Here is a 16,886-nt window from a genome sequence, read left to right as displayed (position 1 = left end):
GCGAAGGGTGGAAAGAAGATGAACCGATCCCTGGTCATCATCGCAGCGGTTCTGGCGGCAGCTGCGCCGCTCTCAACCGCTCACGCAAAAGCCACCGTGCGCGGTCCCTTCGTCTTCACATGTTCGGGCGATCCCAACGCCGCTCTGACGGTCACTTTCCTGGGCGCGAACGCCAATCGCGCCAAACTTGTCTTTAAAGGCGAGACCGTGATGGCCAAACAGGCCATGGCCGCGAGCGGCGCGCGCTACGTCGCAAAGAATATCGAGTTCTGGAACAAGGGCGACGACGCCATGGTCGAGTGGCGCAGCAAGAAGCTCAACTGCACGACGCGCAATTAATTCAACTTTCTTTAAAGAAACTCGCCGCCCGAGGGTGGCGCGGCGTTCTCGCGCCGCTATCCTTGAATAGATGTCTCGCCTCAACGCCCCCTATGCGATCACCCCGCATCTTCTGCTCCGGGCCTATTCCATCGGGCTTTTCCCGATGGCCGAGAGCGCCGACGACGATCAGCTTTACTGGGTCGATCCGGAGCGGCGCGCGATCTTTCCCCTCGATGACTTCGTCGTGTCGCGCTCCCTGGCCAAGACGGTAAGGTCCGATCGGTTCGAGGTCGTCGTCGATCGCGATTTCGACGCGGTGATCGACGCCTGCGCCGCTCCCGCGTTTCGACGTGAGCGGACCTGGATCAACGCCGAAATCCATCGGCTTTATCGCGAGTTGTTCGATATTGGCTTCGCCCATACGGTCGAATGCCGCCTTGATGGGCGTCTCGTCGGGGGGCTCTACGGCGTCGCTCTCGGGAGCGCGTTTTTCGGCGAGAGCATGTTCCATCTGGAGCGCGACGCCTCAAAGGTCGCGCTTGTCCACCTGATGGGGCGGTTACGGGCGGGCGGCTTCCAGCTGCTCGACACGCAATTCATTACGCCGCATCTCGCCTCGCTCGGCGCGATCGAGGTTTCGCGCGAGGAATATCATCGCGCGCTCGAACGGGCGCTCCCAGAAAAGGCCAACTTCAGCGTCTGGCCAAAGAACGCGCCGGTGCGCGGCGCTCAGGCGCTGGCCGCGCTGGCCGATTAGAAGGGGAAAAGCGGGTTGCTGGCCGGAGGCGCCGCAGCGGGGTTGACCTGTTCGGCGCGCCGCTTCTTCTTCTTGCGCCCGCCTGTCGGCGAGGCGGCAGGATCTTCTGCTGGCGCAGGAGCCGCCTCAGGCTCGACGGGCGCCGGGGCCGCCTGATCGGTGGGGCCGATCGGCTGATTTTCCATCGGCGGCGGCGCCGTCGGCTCGACTCTGCGCGAGCGGCGCTTCTTACCGCTGGTCCCTTCTGACGGGGCCGTCGCCTCGGCCTCGGCAGGTGGAGCCGCCGGCGCGGCCGCCTCGGCGGGCGGCGCGATCGTCTCCTTGCCGCCTTTGCAGTCGACCAGCCAGACGTCATAGACGGGATGCTCGACCCCGTGGAGACCGGGACTTGCGGCGAACATCCAGCCCGAGAAGATGCGCTTCGCCTCCTGTTTGGAGTCGGTCTTGACCGTTTCGGGCTTGGCGTCGCCCCGATGTTCCGGCTTGAGGATGAGTTCGTCCACCTCGACGAAGCTCGTCGTCTGCGGCGTTTCGGTCTGCGGTCGCGTATTACACACGCGCGGCGTCACCTGAAGGGCGCCGAACTGCACGGTTTCGTCGATCGCGACGTCGAAATTGATGATGCGGCCAGTGGTCTTGTCGAGGCCGGCGAAGATCGCGGTTGGATGGCGGATCGGCTCGGCGGACGCGGCGACGGCAAAAAAAGCCCACGCGCCGACAGCCGCTGGCGTCAGGGATAAGGGCAACTTCATCCGATCACCGCAGGATTCTCCGCCAGCCTCGAAAACAGGCCGGGGACGAAAGCAGGCAAGAAAGGCCTTTCCAAGGAGAGCGCCGCTCAGCCTTCAGGCCGCCAAGGGGCGTAGTCGCCGCCGGCGGGCGGCCGCTCGCCCAGCGCGAGCTGAGAACCCGGCGGCCGATAGGCCTGCGGCGTTCCGGTCAAATTGGCCTGGTGCGGAAGCTCCCAGGCGCGCGGCCGATAGGTCTCGTCGGTCGGCGGCGTGTCCACCGTGTGGTGCAGCCAGCCGTACCATCCGGGCGGCGTCGCAGAGCCCTCGCAATAGCCGTTATAAATCACCCAGCGCCGTTCAAACCCGAGCGCCGCATCGATCTTGCCGCCGCGCCGACGGTAATAGACATTGCCGAATTCATCTTCGCCGACGCGCTCGCCGTACAGCAGCGTCCACAGGCCGGTGCTCAGCGTCGCGCGGTTCCACCAGGTGAAGAAGCGAACGATATAGGACATGTATCTGGCGTCCTCGATTCTGTGGCCCCTTATTGCGTCTGATGGCGCCAATGTCCAGCCTTGCCGCAACCCGCAATCGAAGCCGCTCGCGCTTCCGCTTGCGACGCCCCCAGACGGAGGACTGCATGTCCGCGACACTATCGACCCAATGCTGCGTCGTCGGCGGCGGCCCTGCCGGGCTCATGGCCGGATTTCTGCTGGCGCGCGCCGGCGTCGATGTGATCGTCCTCGAAAAACACGCCGACTTTCTGCGTGACTTTCGCGGCGACACGATTCACCCATCGACGCTGCGCATCATGGACGAACTCGGCATGCTCGATGAATTCCTGCGGCTTCCCCACCACAAGGCCTATGCGCTTTCGGCTTGGATCGGGGAGCGTCAATATAAGGTCGCCGACTTTTCGAGCCTCCCCGGCAAGTGCAATTTCATCGCCTTCATGCCGCAGTGGGATTTTCTCGACTTTATCGCCGAACATGCGCGCGCGCTGCCCAACTTCCGGCTGTTGATGCAGACTGCGGGCGAGCGCCTCTTGTTCGACGGCGAGCGCGTCTGCGGCGTTTCGGCGAAAGGGCCGGAAGGAGAGCTGAAGATCGAGGCCAAGCTCGTCATCGCCGCCGACGGGCGGAGCTCGCGGATGCGCGAGGAAACGAAGCTCCCCGTCGAGGATTTCGGCGCGCCGATGGACGTGCTCTGGTTCAAGCTGCCGCGCAAGGAGAGCGATCCCGACGAAAGCTTCGGCCGCGTCGCGCCTGGGCGCATGCTGGCGATGATCGATCGCGGCTCCTACTGGCAGTGCGGCTGCGTCATCCCCAAGGGCGACGCCGAAAATTTGCGCGAGAAAGGCATCGAGACGTTTCGCGATTCGATCGCCGGCTTAACGCCGTTCCTTGCCGATCGCGTCGATACGCTCAAGGATTGGACCGACGTGAGCCTGCTGACCGTTCAGGTCAACCGCCTCAAGATTTGGAGCCGGCCCGGATTGCTGTGCATCGGCGACGCCGCGCACGCCATGTCGCCTGTTGGCGGAGTCGGCGTGAACCTGGCGATCCAGGACGCCGTCGCCGCCGCCAATCTCCTTTCCGCGAAGCTGCGCGACAATGCGCTCAGCGATGAGGACGTGCGCGCCGTGCAGCGCCGGCGGGAGTTTCCGACCCGCGTGACGCAGGCCATTCAGCTCGCGATCCAAAATCGCGTGGTGCGTAGCGTCCTCTCGGCAGAGAAGCCTTTTGACGCGCCGCTTGCGCTGCGTCTGCTCAACGCCGTGCCGCTGCTGCGCCGACTGCCGGCGCGGCTCATCGGGCTTGGCGTGCGGCCCGAGCACATCGAAACGTGACCGCGATGCCAATTCCGCCTGATCCATCGGGCATGTCATTCCCGGCGGGCCGAAGGCCTGACCGGGAATCTAGAGCCGATCCAAGAATGCTGGCTTTACTCTGGATTCCCGATCGCGCTTCGCGCGTCGGGAATGACATCCTAACCGTTCAAACGAATGCTGTATGGCTGCGAGATCACTCGGCTTCGCGAATAAAGGCGCCGAAAGCGCGCGGGCCGTCGCCGGTCTCCGCTTTTCCCAGAACTTTCAGCGTCTGCGCGTCGACCGCCCAGAGTTCGTTCGAGAACCAATTGGCGACATAGACGCGCGCGCCGTCGCCGCTGACCGAGAGGCCTTCCGGATATTCGCCGACCTTTATCGTTTCGAGCGGCGCCAAGCTCTCAGCGTCGAAAACGCTGACGCTGTCGGCATGCTGATTGGCGACGAAGACGCGGCCCTTGGCGAGCGCCACCGTGTAAGGCCGGCTGCCGCATTTGAGCGTCGCGACGACTGTGCGGGAAGCGAGGTCGACGACGCTGACATCGTCGGATTCGACATTGGCCGAATAGGCGCGCGCGCTGGACGCGTCGATCGTCACGCCGAAGGGATGCTTGCCGACAGGTATGGTCGCCGCGCGCGAAAACGTCGCCGCGTCGATGAGGGACAGCGCATTGTCGTCGCGGTCGGCGACGATGATCGTCTTGCCGTCTGGCGCCACCGCGACGCCCGACGCCATTGCGCCGACGCCGACGCTGCGCTGCGCGCCGCCTGCGAGGACAATCTCGACGAGGCGCCGGCCATAGAGATCGGCGACATAGACGCGCTTGCCGTCCGGGCTCGCGGCGACGCCGAGCGGCCCGCCTTCGACCGGAATGCGCTTCTCGATCGTGCGGCTCGCCGCGTCGATGACGGTGAGATACTTGCCTTCGGGGCTGGTGATGAAGGCGCGCGCGCCGTCGCGCGACACCGCGACTCCCGCCGGCTTGCCGCCAATGGGCAGCGTCGCGACGGTCTGCATTTTCGCGAGATCGACGATCGAGAGCGCGTCGGCGCCTTGCGCGGTGACGAAGGCCTCGTCTGCGAGGGCGGGCGCGGCGAGAATGGCAAAGGAGAGAAACACGCTCGCCGTCATGGCCGGGCTTGTCCCGGCCATCCACGCGCGCGCAAAGCGCTTGGACGCTTTTCCTTCGACGCATCGCATCGTCTTGGCGTGGATGCCCGCGACAAGCGCGGGCATGACGGATTGAAGCCTCACTTCGCTTCCACCTTCGTCTTCAACGCCGCAAGAAAAGCGCGCTGCAGCCCCGTCACCGCGGCGATGGCGACGTCGTCGTTCAATTCCGGCGGCGGGTCGTTGTTGGGATAGCCGCGGTAGAAGCGCGCCTTCCATTCGACCTGCGTCTTGCCGCCTTCGGCTGGCCGCAGCGTAATCAGCGCGGTGTAATTCGTCGCCGGCAGCCGCTTCACATCATCGCCTTCGCGATGCACGCCAAGCAGCATCCGCTCGGCGTCGCGCTTCGTCAGCAGTTCATCGATGACGCCGCCGTCGGCCATGATCAGCCTGCGCCGCGCCTGATCGGGAATATCGTCGCCCGACGCTTCGACGCGGGCGACGCCCGGCAGCCAGTCGGCGTGAGCGAAGTCAGAGACGACCGCCCAGACTTTGCCCGGCGGCGCATCCACGATCGTCGTCTCGACGACTTTCAGCGGCGAAGCGCCATGCGCCGCGAATGCGGCGATCGGCAGAAACACAGCGAGCCCCGCCGCAGCGCCAAGGATGAGCCGACGCATTGCGGCGATATCGACCCAGGGCGATCGGGTGAAGGGCTTCCTCATCCTGAGGAGCGTGCGCAGCACGCGTCTCGAAGGACGAGGAAGCCCGCTTTCGCGTGTGTTTTCCTCACCCTCATCCTGAGGAGCCGCCGCAGGCGGCGTCTCGAAGGACGAGGGTGAGGAAAACAATTCTTCATCCGATTCCCCTGGATATCGACCGGCGCAATGTTGACCAGTGCTTGGTGCTTTGCGCATGGCGCGGCGCTTACTTGCTCTCCGCCTTGGCCTTCAATGCGGCGAGACCGGATTTGTATATGTCGCTCACCGCCTTCAGCCCCGCCTCGTCGGAAAGTTCCGGCGGCGGATCATTGTTCATGAAGCCGCGATAAAACGCGCCCTTCCATTCGACGACGCTCTTGCCGCCCTCTTCCTTCACGCTGATCGTCGAAGCATAGTTATTGACCGGCAGGACTTTCACGTCGACGGCGTCGATCTTGTAGCTCAGCGACTTGCCGTCGGCGTCATATTTGGTCAGCGACTCGTCGATTGTGCCGCCGTTCTTGAGGGTCAGCTTGCGCTTGGCGTCGACGGCGTTTCCGCCCGTCCCTTCGGTCTTTGCAATAGCGGGATGCCAGTTCCAATCCTGGAAATTGCCGACGATCTCCCAGACCTTTGCGGCCGGGGCGTCGATTTCGATCTTTTCGACGACCTTCTGGCGCGACGGGCCGTGGGCCAACGCTGGCCCGGCAGCGAGCAGCCCGGCGGAAAGAAGCGACAGGGCCGCAACGACACATGCGCGGCGCGCAAGCACAATCGTCATTTAGGATCTCCCAGAAAGCCTGAACTGGCCGCCAACGTGGGCGGGCAGGCGCACATAACGGCGCCCAAAGCGGCGGCGTCAAGAGTAGCGAAGAACTCGACCGCGGAGGAAGTCGTCAGGTCGACTATGGCCACAAAGGTCTTGCGCGCCACTTGCGCCCAAACCCGTGACCATCCATATACCATCCAGACAGATGGTGAGAGGATGGCCATGGCGGACCTGCACAAATTACGGGAAAGGCCGCCAGAGGCTGAGAAAATCACGATCAATGTCGGATATGTCGATCTCGGCCATATCGATCTCCTGGTGCGCGAGGGCTTCTACTCCAACCGCACCGACTTCATTCGCACCGCGATCCGCAATCAGCTCGGCGCGCATGCGGACGCGGTCAAACAATCCATCGTGCGAAATACGCTGGAACTCGGCTTGCGCCACTACAGCCGCGAAGACCTCGAGGCCGTGAAGGCGGCCGGCCGAAGATTGCGCATCCATGTCCTGGGACTGGCGTCCATCGCCGAAGACGTCACGCCGGAACTCGCGCGCGAGACCGTCGAATCCATCACCGTGCTCGGCGCGCTGCAAGCGAGCAAGTCCGTCAAGGCGGCGCTCCAGGACCGCATCAGTTGAACTTTTCTCCCTTCTGTGAGGCGTAGACAAAATGAAAAACTTCCTGACGAGCGCCTTCAACAGGGCGACGCAACTGACGCGCGAGCAAAATCTCAACGAAGCGACGCGCGTGCTGATGCGCGCGCTGACGAGCGGCGCCGCGGCGCCAGCGCCACAGCCGGCCGCGCATGCCGAGCCGCATCCCCCGACGTTTCGTCTGCGCCGCCCGCTCGGCGAGACGGTGGAGTTGCTGCGTCACGCCGGCCTTCCGGGCCTCGATCAAAGCGGCGCGCCGCTCGTCGCCCTGCGAAAAGCCCCGAAAATCGACGTTCCGCCGGGCGCCGCCTATCTCTCGCGCAGCTATGTCGGCCCGGCCGGCGCCCGCGACTACAAGGTCTATGCGCCCAGTGGCGTTGGAGACGGCAAACGGCCGTTAATCGTGATGCTTCACGGCTGCGCGCAGAACCCCGAGGACTTCGCCGTCGGCTCGCGAATGAATGAGCTGGCTGAAGAACATGGTTTCATCGTCGCCTATCCGGCGCAGTCAACCACGGCCAATCAGATGGGTTGCTGGAACTGGTTCAACCCGGCGGATCAGACCCGCGAGAAGGGCGAACCCAGCCTCATCGCCGGCATGACGCGCGCCGTCATGGCGGAGTGGCGCGTCGATGAGTCGCGCGTTTATGTGGCCGGGTTGTCGGCCGGCGGCGCCATGGCCGCGACAATGGCCGCGACCTATCCGGAACTCTACGCCGCAGTGGGCATACATTCTGGCCTCGCGCATGGCTCGGCGAGCGACGTCGCCTCCGCCTTCGCGGCGATGGGCGGTAGATTCGAGCTCGGCGCGGCGCGCAGGCAGCTGACTGACGGCGTGCGGACGATCGTTTTCCACGGCGAAGCCGACCAGAAGGTGCATCCGACCAACGGGGAAACGATCATCGCAGGGGCTCGGCTCGATCTTGCCGATGCGCTCGCGCGCGAAACGCGCGAGACCGGATCGGCGGGCGGCCGCAATTACAGCCGCACCGTCATTGCGGACGCGCGCGGCGTGCCGCAGCTGGAGCATTGGGCTGTCGAGGGGCTCGGCCACGCCTGGTCGGGCGGCAATCCCGACGGCTCCTTCGCCGATCGCCATGGTCCCGAGGCTTCGCGCGAGATGGTGCGGTTTTTCCTGGCGGACGCATCGGCGGCGCGGTAGCGCAGGCGCTGTCATGCGCCTGTCTTACAGGCGCGCCATCTGCGCGCCATGGCCTATCTGCGCGCGCTCGCCTTCGTCCTCACGCTGGCGGGCGCTTTCATCTTCCTTGTTCCGCTCCAAGCGCTGGCGCGCCGGCGCGGCTGGCCGATTCAGCATGCGGTTCAGACGCGCTTCTGCCGCGTGGTCTGCGCCGTCATTGGCGTAAAGGTCGACGCGCGCGGCGCCCTGCCCTCACCCGCGCCGCGCTTTGTCGTCGCCAACCATGTCTCATGGACCGACATCATCGCGCTTGCGAGCCTTTATCCCTTCGTGTTCCTGGCGAAGAGCGAAGTCGCACGCTGGCCTGTGCTCGGACTGCTGGCGCGGCTGCAAGGCACGGTCTTCGTCAAACGCGGCGCGAGGCAGGATGTCTCGCGGGTCAATGACGCGCTCGCTGACGTGCTGCGCGCGGGCGGCGATCTCGTCGTCTTTGCCGAAGGCACGTCAAGCGACGGCGCCGCGGTTTTGCCTTTTCGTTCGGCGCATTTCGCGCCGCTGGAGGCGATGGCCGCGCGCGGCGAAGCGCCGACGCTCGCGCCCGCCGCGATCTCTTACTCCGATGGGGCAAACAAGATTGACGTGGGTTGGTATGGCGACATGAGCTTCCTGCCGCATCTGTGGAGCCTGATGAAGCGCGGCCGCACGCAGTGCCACATTGTTTTCGGCGAGGAAATTGAGACGAGCGACAAGGACCGCAAGACGCTCGCGGCAGAGACGCATGCGCGGGTGCAGAAACTGCTCGCGTCGCACGGGCGCAACCGGGAATCGCCGCAGACCTCGTGCTTCGAGACGGTTGCTACGCAACCTCCTCAGCATGAGGACTGCTTATTGTCCTGACGAGACATGGCGCGCGAAGCCCAAGGCTGCTCAGCAGTGCTTCGAGACAGCGGCTCCGCACGTCTTCAGCATGAGGACTGCTTGCAGCGGTATCAGCAAGTTCCATTTGCGCAAACCAAGGCGCCTCATCCTGAGGAGCGCGCGCAGCGCGCGTCTCGAAGGACGAGGGGCCGCATTCATTGGCGCGCGGTCAGTCCCGGCAGGCTTTTCGGCGTCAGGAGTGACGGAAGCGCTAAGCGGCGCGGTGGTGCGGCGCGGCGCCGAAAAATTCGAGATAGCGCGCGTCGATTTCAGCGACGGGCATGACGACGAAGACATCCGTCGTGTTGAATTTGCGGTCGACGACGGCGCCATCACCAAAACGCGCGCCGAGCCGCAGATAGCCTTTGATCAGCGGCGAGAGCGCGTCGCGCGCCTTGCGCGGATCGAACGCGTCGCGCGCCAGCATCCGCATCGGCGTGTGCAGCTCGTCTCGCGCGCTGACGCGCCACGCCTCTTCCACCGGGGCGTAATGCGCCAGATAGCTCAAGGCCTGCGCATGGGCGAGCGGATTGGCGCCGTGCAGGCTTGCGCAGCCGAACATCACGTCGATGTCATGCGCCCGCACATAAGCGAGCAGCCCGCGCCACAGAAGTTCAATGGTGCGCTTGCCGCGATAGGGCGCGAGCACGCAGGAGCGCCCGAGCTCCAGCGCACGCTTGCCGGCATGACGGGCGAGGAGCGGCGCGACGTCATATTCGCTTTCGGAATAGAAGCCGCCGGCCTTCTTCGCGATATCGTCGCGCATCAGCCGATAGGCGCCGACGATCTTCGGCCTGATCTTGCCGCGCCGTGTCTGCGCCGCGTGATCGATGACGATGAGATGATCGCAATATTTGTCGAAACGGTCGGCGTCGCGGCGGGTGAAGGCCGTGCGCGCGTCGGGAATGGCGCCGCCTTCCTTGTAGAAGACGTCGTAACGCAGGCGCTGCGCCTTGCGCACTTCCCTCTTGCCGCGCGCGAGCCGCACTTCCAGCGCGCCGAGACGGCCGAGCGTTTCACTTAGCGTTTTCTTCGCCGCTTTCGGCTTTTTTGCATCCGCTTGCGGAAAATTGACGAGGGCGAAGATCGTCTGACCGAAATCCGCGTTGACCGTCCACATGTGCGACTCGCTCCGCTGCGATCTCCCCGCTTGAAGATCACGGGGAGGCGAAGCTTTTGTGACGCGGGAATCGCTCATGCGCCGCTTAAGTTGCGATTCGCGCGCGAACTCGCGAACTTCTACAAGGCGGCGGATCGAACCGCCTTTAGGGGACCGAATGATCAAATCTCATCTCATCTTCAGCGCTGCGATCTGCGCTTTTGTTTTCGCAACAGTCGCGGCGCGGGCGGAACCGCTCCCCTCGCTCGGATGTTACGCGCGCGCCTATGACAAGGCGCATCTTTCCGCCCATAAAAGCCAGATCGTCGACAAGGCGTGGCTGTCGATCGAAACGCGGAAGGACACGCCGCCCTATCCGTTTTTGGCGACGCTGCAATTTTCGACGAAGGGGCGCGGCAAGGCGACCTTCTCCACCTTCGGCGCCTGCAAGGAGGACCGCGGCGCCCTCTTATGCAACGCTTCGGTCTCCGCCGAGGAAACCGACCCCTGCAAGACCAAGAACGACGGCGTGCATCATTGCCGGATCGGCTACGACAAATCCGGCGCGTTCCGCATCGCCGCGCAGCCCGAGGGCGTGCTCGTGAGCGTCGTCGAGCGGTTGGAAATGCCGGGGCCCGATGCGGGCGGGCGCTCCAGCTATCTCTATCTCAGCCCGGACAATGCGGAGAACCACGCCTTTCTGCTCCAGCCGGCGGACGCGAAAGCCTGCAAGTAGCGGCGGCGAGGCTTTGTAGTTTTAAGAGAGTATGCCCGTAGTGCGCATCCTCATCCTGAGGAGCCGCGAAGCGGCGTCTCGAAGGATGCTGCAGAGTGCGAAAACCCCTCGCCCTCGTGCTTCGAGACGCGCCTTTCAGGCGCTCCTCAGCATGAGGGCCAGGGTTCGCCAGCGCCCGCAAACGTCCCGCTTGCCGAATCTGCGCAGATGCCGGACGCTCATTCCTGCCCGGCCGGAATTTTCCCCTTTATCCACCAACTTATCCACATGTTGTCGCTTTTTTAATTTTCATCACTATATCTTGACGTCGTCGCAAGACTCACGCAGTCTGGAGGCAACACGCAATGGCGACGCGGCGAACGATCTTTAAGACGTTCGGCGGCTCTCGGCGACAGCCGGACGTGAGCGTTGCTTTGCGTGGGCGTGATCCTCGTTTTCGGCGTGCTTTCAATCGCGGCGTATCCATCCGCCAGCGCGGGGCGCGCGTCTTTCGAGTTCAGAATTGGCAAGAAATTGCGTCGCGGGCCAGCGAACGGCTGCGTGCGGGCGGACGCCTGCGCATTGAGGGGATGAGACGATGAAAATTGAGCGGCGCTACACCAAGGCGGGCGAATCTCCTTATGCGAACATTCCGTTCCGCACGACGAAGAGCGAGATCCGCAACCCCGACGGCTCGATTGTCTTTTCCCTCGACAATATCGACGTCCCCAACCAGTGGAGCCAGGTCGCCGCCGACGTTCTGGCGCAGAAATATTTCCGCAAGGCCGGCGTGCCGGCGCGCTTGAAGCGCGTCGAGGAGAACGCCGTCCCGTCCTTCCTGTGGCGCTCGGTCGCCGACGCGGAAGCGCTCAGCGAACTCCCCAAGGACCAGCGCAACGGCTCCGAAATCTCGGCCAAGCAGGTCTTCGACCGTCTCGCCGGCGCCTGGGCCTATTGGGGCTGGAAGGGCGGCTATTTCGATACCGAGGAAGACGCCCAGGCGTTCAGCGACGAGCTTCGCTACATGCTCGCCATGCAGATGGCGGCGCCCAATTCCCCCCAATGGTTCAACACCGGCCTGCACTGGGCGTATGGCGTCGACGGGCCGAGCCAGGGGCACTTCTATGTCGACTACGCCAACGGCAAGATGGTGAAGTCGAAATCGGCCTATGAGCATCCGCAGCCGCACGCCTGCTTCATCCAGTCGATCGCCGACGATCTCGTCAATGACGGCGGCATCATGGATCTCTGGGTGCGCGAGGCGCGGCTGTTCAAATACGGCTCCGGCACCGGCACCAATTTCTCCAAGCTGCGGGGCGAGAAGGAGAAGCTTTCCGGCGGCGGCTCGTCCTCGGGCCTGATGTCCTTCCTCAAGATCGGCGACCGCGCGGCGGGCGCGATCAAATCCGGCGGCACGACGCGGCGCGCGGCGAAAATGGTCGTCGTCGACATCGATCATCCCGACGTCGAAGCCTTCATCGACTGGAAGGTGAAGGAGGAGGAGAAGGTCGCCTCGCTGGTCACCGGCTCGAAGATCGTCAAGAAGCATCTGAAGGCGATCATGCGCGCCTGCATGAACTGCGAAGGGCCTGGCGACGACTGTTTCAACCCCGAGATCAATCCGGCGCTGAAACGCGAGATCAAGCTCGCGCGCAAAAACGACGTGCCGGACAATTACATCAAGCGCGTCATTCAATTCGCCAAGCAGGGCTACAAGGACATTCACTTCGACACTTATGACACGGACTGGGACAGCGAAGCCTATCTGACCGTCTCGGGTCAGAACTCCAACAACTCCGTGCGCGTCACGGATGAGTTCCTGCAGGCGGTCGAGAAGGACGGCGACTGGACCCTCATCAAGCGCCTCGACGGCAAGCCGGCGAAGACGCTGAAAGCCCGCGATCTATGGGAGAAGATCGGCTACGCCGCCTGGGCGTCCGCCGATCCGGGAATCCAGTTCCACACGACGATCAACGACTGGCACACCTGCCCGGCGGGCGGCGCCATTCGCGCGTCGAATCCGTGTTCGGAATATATGTTCCTTGACGACACGGCCTGTAACCTCGCCTCGCTCAATCTGCTGCAGTTCCGCGATCTCGAGACCAAGCGCATCGACGTCGAGTCCTATGAGCACGCCGTGCGGCTGTGGACCGTCGTGCTCGAAATCTCGGTGCTGATGGCGCAGTTTCCCTCAAAGGAAATCGCGCAGCTGTCCTATGACTACCGCACGCTGGGCCTCGGCTTCGCCAATGTCGGCGGCCTGTTGATGTCGTCTGGCGTCGCTTATGACAGCGACGCCGGCCGCGCCATCGCCGGCGCGCTTTCGGCGATCATGACGGGCGTGTGCTACGCGACCTCCGCCGAAATGGCCAAGGAGCGCGGCCCCTTCGCGCGCTTCATGGAAAATCGCGAAGCGATGCTGCGGGTCATCCGCAATCATCGCCGCGCCGCGCATGGCGAACGCGTCGGCTATGAGCAACTGGCGATCACGCCGGTGCCGCTTGACGTCGCCTCCTGCCCCGATCAGCTCTTGGTCGAACACGCCGCCGCCGCCTGGGACAGAGCGCTCGCGCAAGGCGAGCTCTACGGCTATCGCAATGCGCAAGTCACCGTCGTCGCGCCGACCGGCACCATCGGCCTCGTGATGGATTGCGACACGACCGGCATCGAGCCCGATTTCGCGCTCGTCAAATTCAAGAAGCTCGCCGGCGGCGGCTATCTCAAGATCGTCAACCGCGCCGTGCCGGAAGGGCTGCGTTCGCTCGGCTATCGCGAGAGCGAGATCGCCGAGATCGAGGCCTATGCCGTCGGCCACGCCTCGCTCTCCAACGCGCCCGCGATCAACACCACGAGCCTGCGGGCGAAGGGTTTCACGGACGAGAAGATCGCGGCGGTGGAAGGAGCGCTGCGCAGCGCCTTCGACATCAAATTCGTCTTCAACAAATGGACGCTCGGGCAGGATTTTCTCACCGGCGTGTTGAAAGTTCCAGCGGCCGCGCTCGACGACAAGAACTTCGATCTGCTGACCCATCTGGGGTTCTCGCGCGCCGACATCGACGCCGCGAATGTCCATATCTGCGGCGCGATGACTCTGGAGGGCGCGCCGCATTTGAAGCGCGAGCATTATCCGGTGTTCGATTGCGCCAATCCCTGCGGGCGCACCGGCAAGCGCTATCTTCTGGTCGACTCGCATATCCGCATGATGGCGGCGGCGCAGCCCTTCATCTCGGGCGCGATCAGCAAGACCATTAATATGCCGAATGACGCCTCGATCGAGGATTGCGAACAGGCCTATCTGCTGTCGTGGCGCCTCGGGCTCAAGGCCAATGCGCTCTATCGCGACGGCTCCAAGCTCTCGCAGCCGCTCTCGGCGCAGCTCATCGCCGGCGACGACGACATCGACGCGATGGACGTCGTCGAGGAACTCGTGACCGCCAATATGCCGGCGCGCGCGGCGGCCATCGCCGAACGCATCGTCGAGCGCGTCGTGCATCAGGTGATCCGCGAGCGCGAGAAGCTGCCGAACCGGCGCAAGAGCTACATTCAGAAGGCGACGGTCGGCGGCCACAAGGTCTATCTGCACACGGGCGAATATGAAGACGGGCGGCTGGGCGAAATCTTCATCGACATGCACAAGGAAGGCGCGGCCTTCCGAAGCCTGATGAATAATTTCGCCATCGCGATTTCGCTCGGCCTGCAATATGGCGTGCCGCTCGAGGAATATGTCGACGCCTTCACCTTCACCCGCTTCGAGCCCGCGGGTCCGGTGCAGGGCAATGACGCGATCAAATACGCGACCTCGATCCTCGACTATGTGTTCCGCGAGCTTGCCGTCTCCTATCTCGGCCGCAACGATCTCGCGCATGTCTCGCCCGAAGACATCGGCCATGACGTGCTCGGCAAGGGCCAGCATGAGGGCAAGGCGCCGGAGACGAATTCCGTCGTCTCGCGCGGTCTGCTGCGCTCCAAGACCGACCGGCTGATGGTGGTGCAAGGCGGCGAAGCTTTTGGCACCGCTCGAAACATCGGCGGCGCGGTCGCCCTGCGCGAGACGCCGGACGCGGCGCATGAGGCGGACGACCCGACCTCGACGCTGGGCTGGACCGAGCCGACGAAGAGCGTCACCGGCGTCGCCGAAAAACGCGCCGAAGCGCGCATGAAAGGCTATGTCGGCGAAGCCTGCCCCGAGTGCGCGAACTTCACGCTGGTGCGCAACGGCACGTGTTTGAAGTGCGAGACCTGCGGCGCGACGACGGGGTGTTCGTGAGGGGACGAACACCATGGCAACTGATTGCAAAGTTAAACACCGCCGATACGAGACGGTAGGGGAAGAAGCACGCAAACTTCGTCGGTGGCTTGGGATCGATGCTTACTATACATTCGACATTACAAAACAGATCGAATGCCTCGTTGGTAGAACGATAGGACAGTTAGGTGTCCTCCATCTCGATCTGTTTAAGTATGACGCTGAGGATCTGGCGTGGGTTTCCTTCAAACCGCGGTTAACGTTGCACGTTCATCAGGAAATTTGGATGGATGCTCGCTTAGGAGAACCAAAGTCGCGCTTCATACTGGCGCACGAACTTGGGCATATCTTTCTGCACGGTCATTATCGGCAAGCCTTTTCGGAAGACAACAGGGAACATCTCAAGGCTTGGCCCGAGGAAGAACGCGCGGAACCACAAGCAAACTGGTTCGCGGATCAGTTCTTGGCACCCGATCATCTTGCGGGCAGGTGCAAAGACCAAGTGAGCCTGTGTCACCAATTCGATTTTCCCGAAATGTACGCCGCAGACAGAATGTCTCGTCTCAAGAGTCGCCGTGTAAGTTGTGTTGGCGAGGCCTGTCCCGAGTGCGGCAATTTCGCCGTCGTGGGCAATGGCACGAATTTGAAGTGCGAGACCTGCGGCACCGCTATTGGGCGCAGCTGAAGTTGGAGGCAAGAATGGCAAAGAACACGGGAGATGATTTCCGACGCGGCGCTGTGAGCGGACGCACGCAGTTCAAGCGTCCGGATGGACTCTGGCAAAAACGTGATGAGCACAATGGGCGTGTTATGGAAGTGAAGCAAACGCCGGGACCTTTCAAAGGCGTCGCAAAGGAGCCCGACGGGCGCGACACTCCGAAGTCGCCTGAGAACTGGGACAAGTGAAAGTCATCGCGTGCGTAAACTAAAAGGGCGCAGTCCTCGTCCTTCGAGACGCGCCCTACGGGCGCTCCTCGGGATGAGGACTGCTTTGTTGGCGCTCTGTGGTCGCGAGCGGAAAGCGTCGACAACACCTTGCACGCTACGCAACCCAAGGCCCCTCATGACGAGCGCCGAAGCTCGCGTCTCAAAGGCCGAAGGGCAACCGTCGGCGCGTCTGGCCACCAGCTTTTCCCCCTCCCAACAATTTTCCCTGCCCGACGCCTCTTGAAGACCGGGCGCGCCGCTCTGTTTAATCAAGAGCGCGGCCGCGCGCCAAATCGCCGCGCAGGAGCAAGAAACATGGACGCGAAGAGAGCCACCACCCCTGAAGAACGCCATGAGCTGCGCGAGGTCGTCGGCCTGTTCGACACCGTCGACACGCTGCAGTCGGCGATCGACGATCTTCTCACCGGCGGTTTCGACCGCTCGGAGATCAGCCTTCTCGCCGAAGAGGACAAAGTGCGCGAAAAGCTCGGCGACACGGACGTGAGCGCCGACTCGCTTGAAGACAGCCCCAGAGCGCCGCGCACGCCTTACATCGACAGCGAGTCGCTCAATATCGGCAAGGCCTCGATCGTCGGCGTGCTGTTCTACGTCGGCGCCTTCATCGGCGCAGGAGTAACGCTTGCCTGGGGCCTGTCGCTGACCAGCGCCATCGCGGTTGGACTGCTGACCGGCGGCGCAGCCGGCATTTTGGGCCTGCTGGCTTCGAAGCTCGTCGGCGACCGCCAGACCAAATGGGCGCAGTCACAGTTGAAGCATGGCGGACTGCTGCTTTGGGCCCGCGTCTGGAACGACGAGCGCGAACGCGCGGCGATGGAAATCATGCAGCGTCACGGCGGCCGCGACGTGCATGCGCATGTGGGAGCATAAGCGCAGCCGTCGATTGTCAACAGCGCGCATCGCTTTTATCATTGCATTGTAAGGCCCGCGGCCGATCGGCGGCGGTCGGG

At 63.6% G+C, this 16,886-nt stretch carries 17 protein-coding genes; 11 read left to right on the top strand and 6 right to left on the bottom strand.

Annotated elements, in window-relative coordinates:
- Positions 1-18 precede the first annotated feature (18 nt).
- Both IYW40_RS18760 and aat read left to right on the top strand, forming a co-directional pair.
- Complete coding sequence (locus IYW40_RS18760) at positions 19-339, top strand: MliC family protein (RefSeq protein WP_196401764.1); 321 nt, start codon at positions 19-21, stop codon at positions 337-339.
- Positions 340-409: 70 nt separating this feature from the next.
- Entirely contained in the window at positions 410-1,078 is a 669-nt protein-coding gene (aat, locus tag IYW40_RS18755; RefSeq protein ID WP_196401763.1) for a leucyl/phenylalanyl-tRNA--protein transferase, read from the top strand.
- Here the strand turns inward: aat and IYW40_RS18750 are convergent.
- Positions 1,075-1,830: a DUF2155 domain-containing protein gene (locus IYW40_RS18750; protein WP_196401762.1), complete on the bottom strand. Its 756-nt coding sequence runs from the start codon at positions 1,828-1,830 to the stop codon at positions 1,075-1,077. The two genes, aat and IYW40_RS18750, sit on opposite strands and share 4 nt — an antisense overlap.
- 86 nt (positions 1,831-1,916) lie before the next feature.
- Positions 1,917-2,324, bottom strand: a complete 408-nt coding sequence (locus IYW40_RS18745; RefSeq protein ID WP_196401761.1) for an NADH:ubiquinone oxidoreductase subunit NDUFA12 — start codon at positions 2,322-2,324, stop codon at positions 1,917-1,919.
- 125 nt (positions 2,325-2,449) lie between these two features.
- On the opposite strand from IYW40_RS18745, the gene IYW40_RS18740 reads away from it, so the two are divergent.
- Positions 2,450-3,658 carry an FAD-dependent oxidoreductase gene (locus IYW40_RS18740; RefSeq protein WP_196401760.1) on the top strand — a complete coding sequence of 403 codons (1,209 nt, stop codon included), beginning with the start codon at positions 2,450-2,452 and terminating at the stop codon, positions 3,656-3,658.
- Between the two features lie 175 nt (positions 3,659-3,833).
- Here the strand turns inward: IYW40_RS18740 and IYW40_RS18735 are convergent, their stop codons facing one another.
- The 3 genes from IYW40_RS18735 to IYW40_RS18725 form a co-directional block, all read right to left on the bottom strand.
- Positions 3,834-4,769: a YncE family protein gene (locus IYW40_RS18735; RefSeq protein WP_196402222.1), complete on the bottom strand. Its 936-nt coding sequence runs from the start codon at positions 4,767-4,769 to the stop codon at positions 3,834-3,836.
- A gap of 119 nt (positions 4,770-4,888) precedes the next feature.
- Positions 4,889-5,473 (bottom strand): SRPBCC family protein, encoded by a 585-nt coding sequence (locus IYW40_RS18730; RefSeq protein ID WP_196401759.1) that lies wholly within the window; start codon positions 5,471-5,473, stop codon positions 4,889-4,891.
- Between the two features lie 202 nt (positions 5,474-5,675).
- The gene (locus IYW40_RS18725) at positions 5,676-6,230 is read right to left on the bottom strand and encodes an SRPBCC family protein (RefSeq protein WP_196401758.1); all 555 of its coding nucleotides are present in this window, start codon (positions 6,228-6,230) and stop codon (positions 5,676-5,678) included.
- Positions 6,231-6,440: 210 nt separating this feature from the next.
- Between IYW40_RS18725 and IYW40_RS18720 the strand changes: the two genes are divergently transcribed.
- Genes IYW40_RS18720 through IYW40_RS18710 form a run of 3 tightly spaced genes read left to right on the top strand, consistent with a single transcriptional unit; the run spans position 6,441 to position 8,910 of the window.
- Entirely contained in the window at positions 6,441-6,857 is a 417-nt protein-coding gene (locus tag IYW40_RS18720; protein WP_175094944.1) for a CopG family transcriptional regulator, read from the top strand.
- 31 nt (positions 6,858-6,888) lie between these two features.
- Positions 6,889-8,034 carry a PHB depolymerase family esterase gene (locus IYW40_RS18715; protein WP_196401757.1) on the top strand — a complete coding sequence of 382 codons (1,146 nt, stop codon included), beginning with the start codon at positions 6,889-6,891 and terminating at the stop codon, positions 8,032-8,034.
- 48 nt (positions 8,035-8,082) lie between these two features.
- A complete protein-coding gene (locus IYW40_RS18710) occupies positions 8,083-8,910 on the top strand; it encodes a lysophospholipid acyltransferase family protein (protein ID WP_196401756.1) in 828 nt (275 codons plus the stop codon).
- Between the two features lie 232 nt (positions 8,911-9,142).
- Here the strand turns inward: IYW40_RS18710 and IYW40_RS18705 are convergent, their stop codons facing one another.
- Entirely contained in the window at positions 9,143-10,051 is a 909-nt protein-coding gene (locus IYW40_RS18705) for a GNAT family N-acyltransferase (protein ID WP_196401755.1), read from the bottom strand.
- A 157-nt stretch (positions 10,052-10,208) separates the two neighbouring features.
- Here IYW40_RS18705 and IYW40_RS18700 point away from each other — a divergent pair, with 157 nt between their 5' ends.
- From IYW40_RS18700 to IYW40_RS18680, 5 genes are all read left to right on the top strand, one after another.
- On the top strand, positions 10,209-10,766 hold the full coding sequence (locus IYW40_RS18700) for a hypothetical protein (RefSeq protein WP_196401754.1): 558 nt from the start codon (positions 10,209-10,211) through the stop codon (positions 10,764-10,766).
- 577 nt (positions 10,767-11,343) lie between these two features.
- Complete coding sequence (locus IYW40_RS18695) at positions 11,344-15,012, top strand: vitamin B12-dependent ribonucleotide reductase (RefSeq protein WP_196401753.1); 3,669 nt, start codon at positions 11,344-11,346, stop codon at positions 15,010-15,012.
- 13 nt (positions 15,013-15,025) lie between these two features.
- Entirely contained in the window at positions 15,026-15,676 is a 651-nt protein-coding gene (locus tag IYW40_RS18690; RefSeq protein WP_196401752.1) for an ImmA/IrrE family metallo-endopeptidase, read from the top strand.
- Positions 15,677-15,690: 14 nt separating this feature from the next.
- Entirely contained in the window at positions 15,691-15,897 is a 207-nt protein-coding gene (locus tag IYW40_RS18685) for a hypothetical protein (RefSeq protein ID WP_196401751.1), read from the top strand.
- Between the two features lie 336 nt (positions 15,898-16,233).
- Positions 16,234-16,806 (top strand): hypothetical protein, encoded by a 573-nt coding sequence (locus IYW40_RS18680; protein ID WP_175094938.1) that lies wholly within the window; start codon positions 16,234-16,236, stop codon positions 16,804-16,806.
- The last annotated feature ends 80 nt before the right edge of the window (positions 16,807-16,886 follow it).

The sequence above is a fragment of the Methylocystis sp. H4A genome (assembly GCF_015709545.1).
Classification (GTDB): Bacteria; Pseudomonadota; Alphaproteobacteria; order Rhizobiales; family Beijerinckiaceae; genus Methylocystis; species Methylocystis silviterrae.
The sequence above is the reverse complement of the archived record's forward strand: the minus strand, read 5'-3'. Positions and strand labels throughout refer to the sequence as shown.

Excerpts from the sequence above, each read along its gene's own strand:
- IYW40_RS18760 (WP_196401764.1), top strand. The coding sequence starts at position 19 with ATGAACCGATCCCTGGTCATCATCGCAGCGGTTCTGGCGGCAGCTGCG.
- aat (WP_196401763.1), top strand. The coding sequence starts at position 410 with ATGTCTCGCCTCAACGCCCCCTATGCGATCACCCCGCATCTTCTGCTC.
- IYW40_RS18750 (WP_196401762.1), bottom strand. The coding sequence starts at position 1,830 with ATGAAGTTGCCCTTATCCCTGACGCCAGCGGCTGTCGGCGCGTGGGCT.
- IYW40_RS18745 (WP_196401761.1), bottom strand. The coding sequence starts at position 2,324 with ATGTCCTATATCGTTCGCTTCTTCACCTGGTGGAACCGCGCGACGCTG.
- IYW40_RS18740 (WP_196401760.1), top strand. The coding sequence starts at position 2,450 with ATGTCCGCGACACTATCGACCCAATGCTGCGTCGTCGGCGGCGGCCCT.
- IYW40_RS18735 (WP_196402222.1), bottom strand. The coding sequence starts at position 4,769 with ATGACGGCGAGCGTGTTTCTCTCCTTTGCCATTCTCGCCGCGCCCGCC.
- IYW40_RS18730 (WP_196401759.1), bottom strand. The coding sequence starts at position 5,473 with ATGAGGAAGCCCTTCACCCGATCGCCCTGGGTCGATATCGCCGCAATG.
- IYW40_RS18725 (WP_196401758.1), bottom strand. The coding sequence starts at position 6,230 with ATGACGATTGTGCTTGCGCGCCGCGCATGTGTCGTTGCGGCCCTGTCG.
- IYW40_RS18720 (WP_175094944.1), top strand. The coding sequence starts at position 6,441 with ATGGCGGACCTGCACAAATTACGGGAAAGGCCGCCAGAGGCTGAGAAA.
- IYW40_RS18715 (WP_196401757.1), top strand. The coding sequence starts at position 6,889 with ATGAAAAACTTCCTGACGAGCGCCTTCAACAGGGCGACGCAACTGACG.
- IYW40_RS18710 (WP_196401756.1), top strand. The coding sequence starts at position 8,083 with ATGGCCTATCTGCGCGCGCTCGCCTTCGTCCTCACGCTGGCGGGCGCT.
- IYW40_RS18705 (WP_196401755.1), bottom strand. The coding sequence starts at position 10,051 with ATGTGGACGGTCAACGCGGATTTCGGTCAGACGATCTTCGCCCTCGTC.
- IYW40_RS18700 (WP_196401754.1), top strand. The coding sequence starts at position 10,209 with ATGATCAAATCTCATCTCATCTTCAGCGCTGCGATCTGCGCTTTTGTT.
- IYW40_RS18695 (WP_196401753.1), top strand. The coding sequence starts at position 11,344 with ATGAAAATTGAGCGGCGCTACACCAAGGCGGGCGAATCTCCTTATGCG.
- IYW40_RS18690 (WP_196401752.1), top strand. The coding sequence starts at position 15,026 with ATGGCAACTGATTGCAAAGTTAAACACCGCCGATACGAGACGGTAGGG.
- IYW40_RS18685 (WP_196401751.1), top strand. The coding sequence starts at position 15,691 with ATGGCAAAGAACACGGGAGATGATTTCCGACGCGGCGCTGTGAGCGGA.
- IYW40_RS18680 (WP_175094938.1), top strand. The coding sequence starts at position 16,234 with ATGGACGCGAAGAGAGCCACCACCCCTGAAGAACGCCATGAGCTGCGC.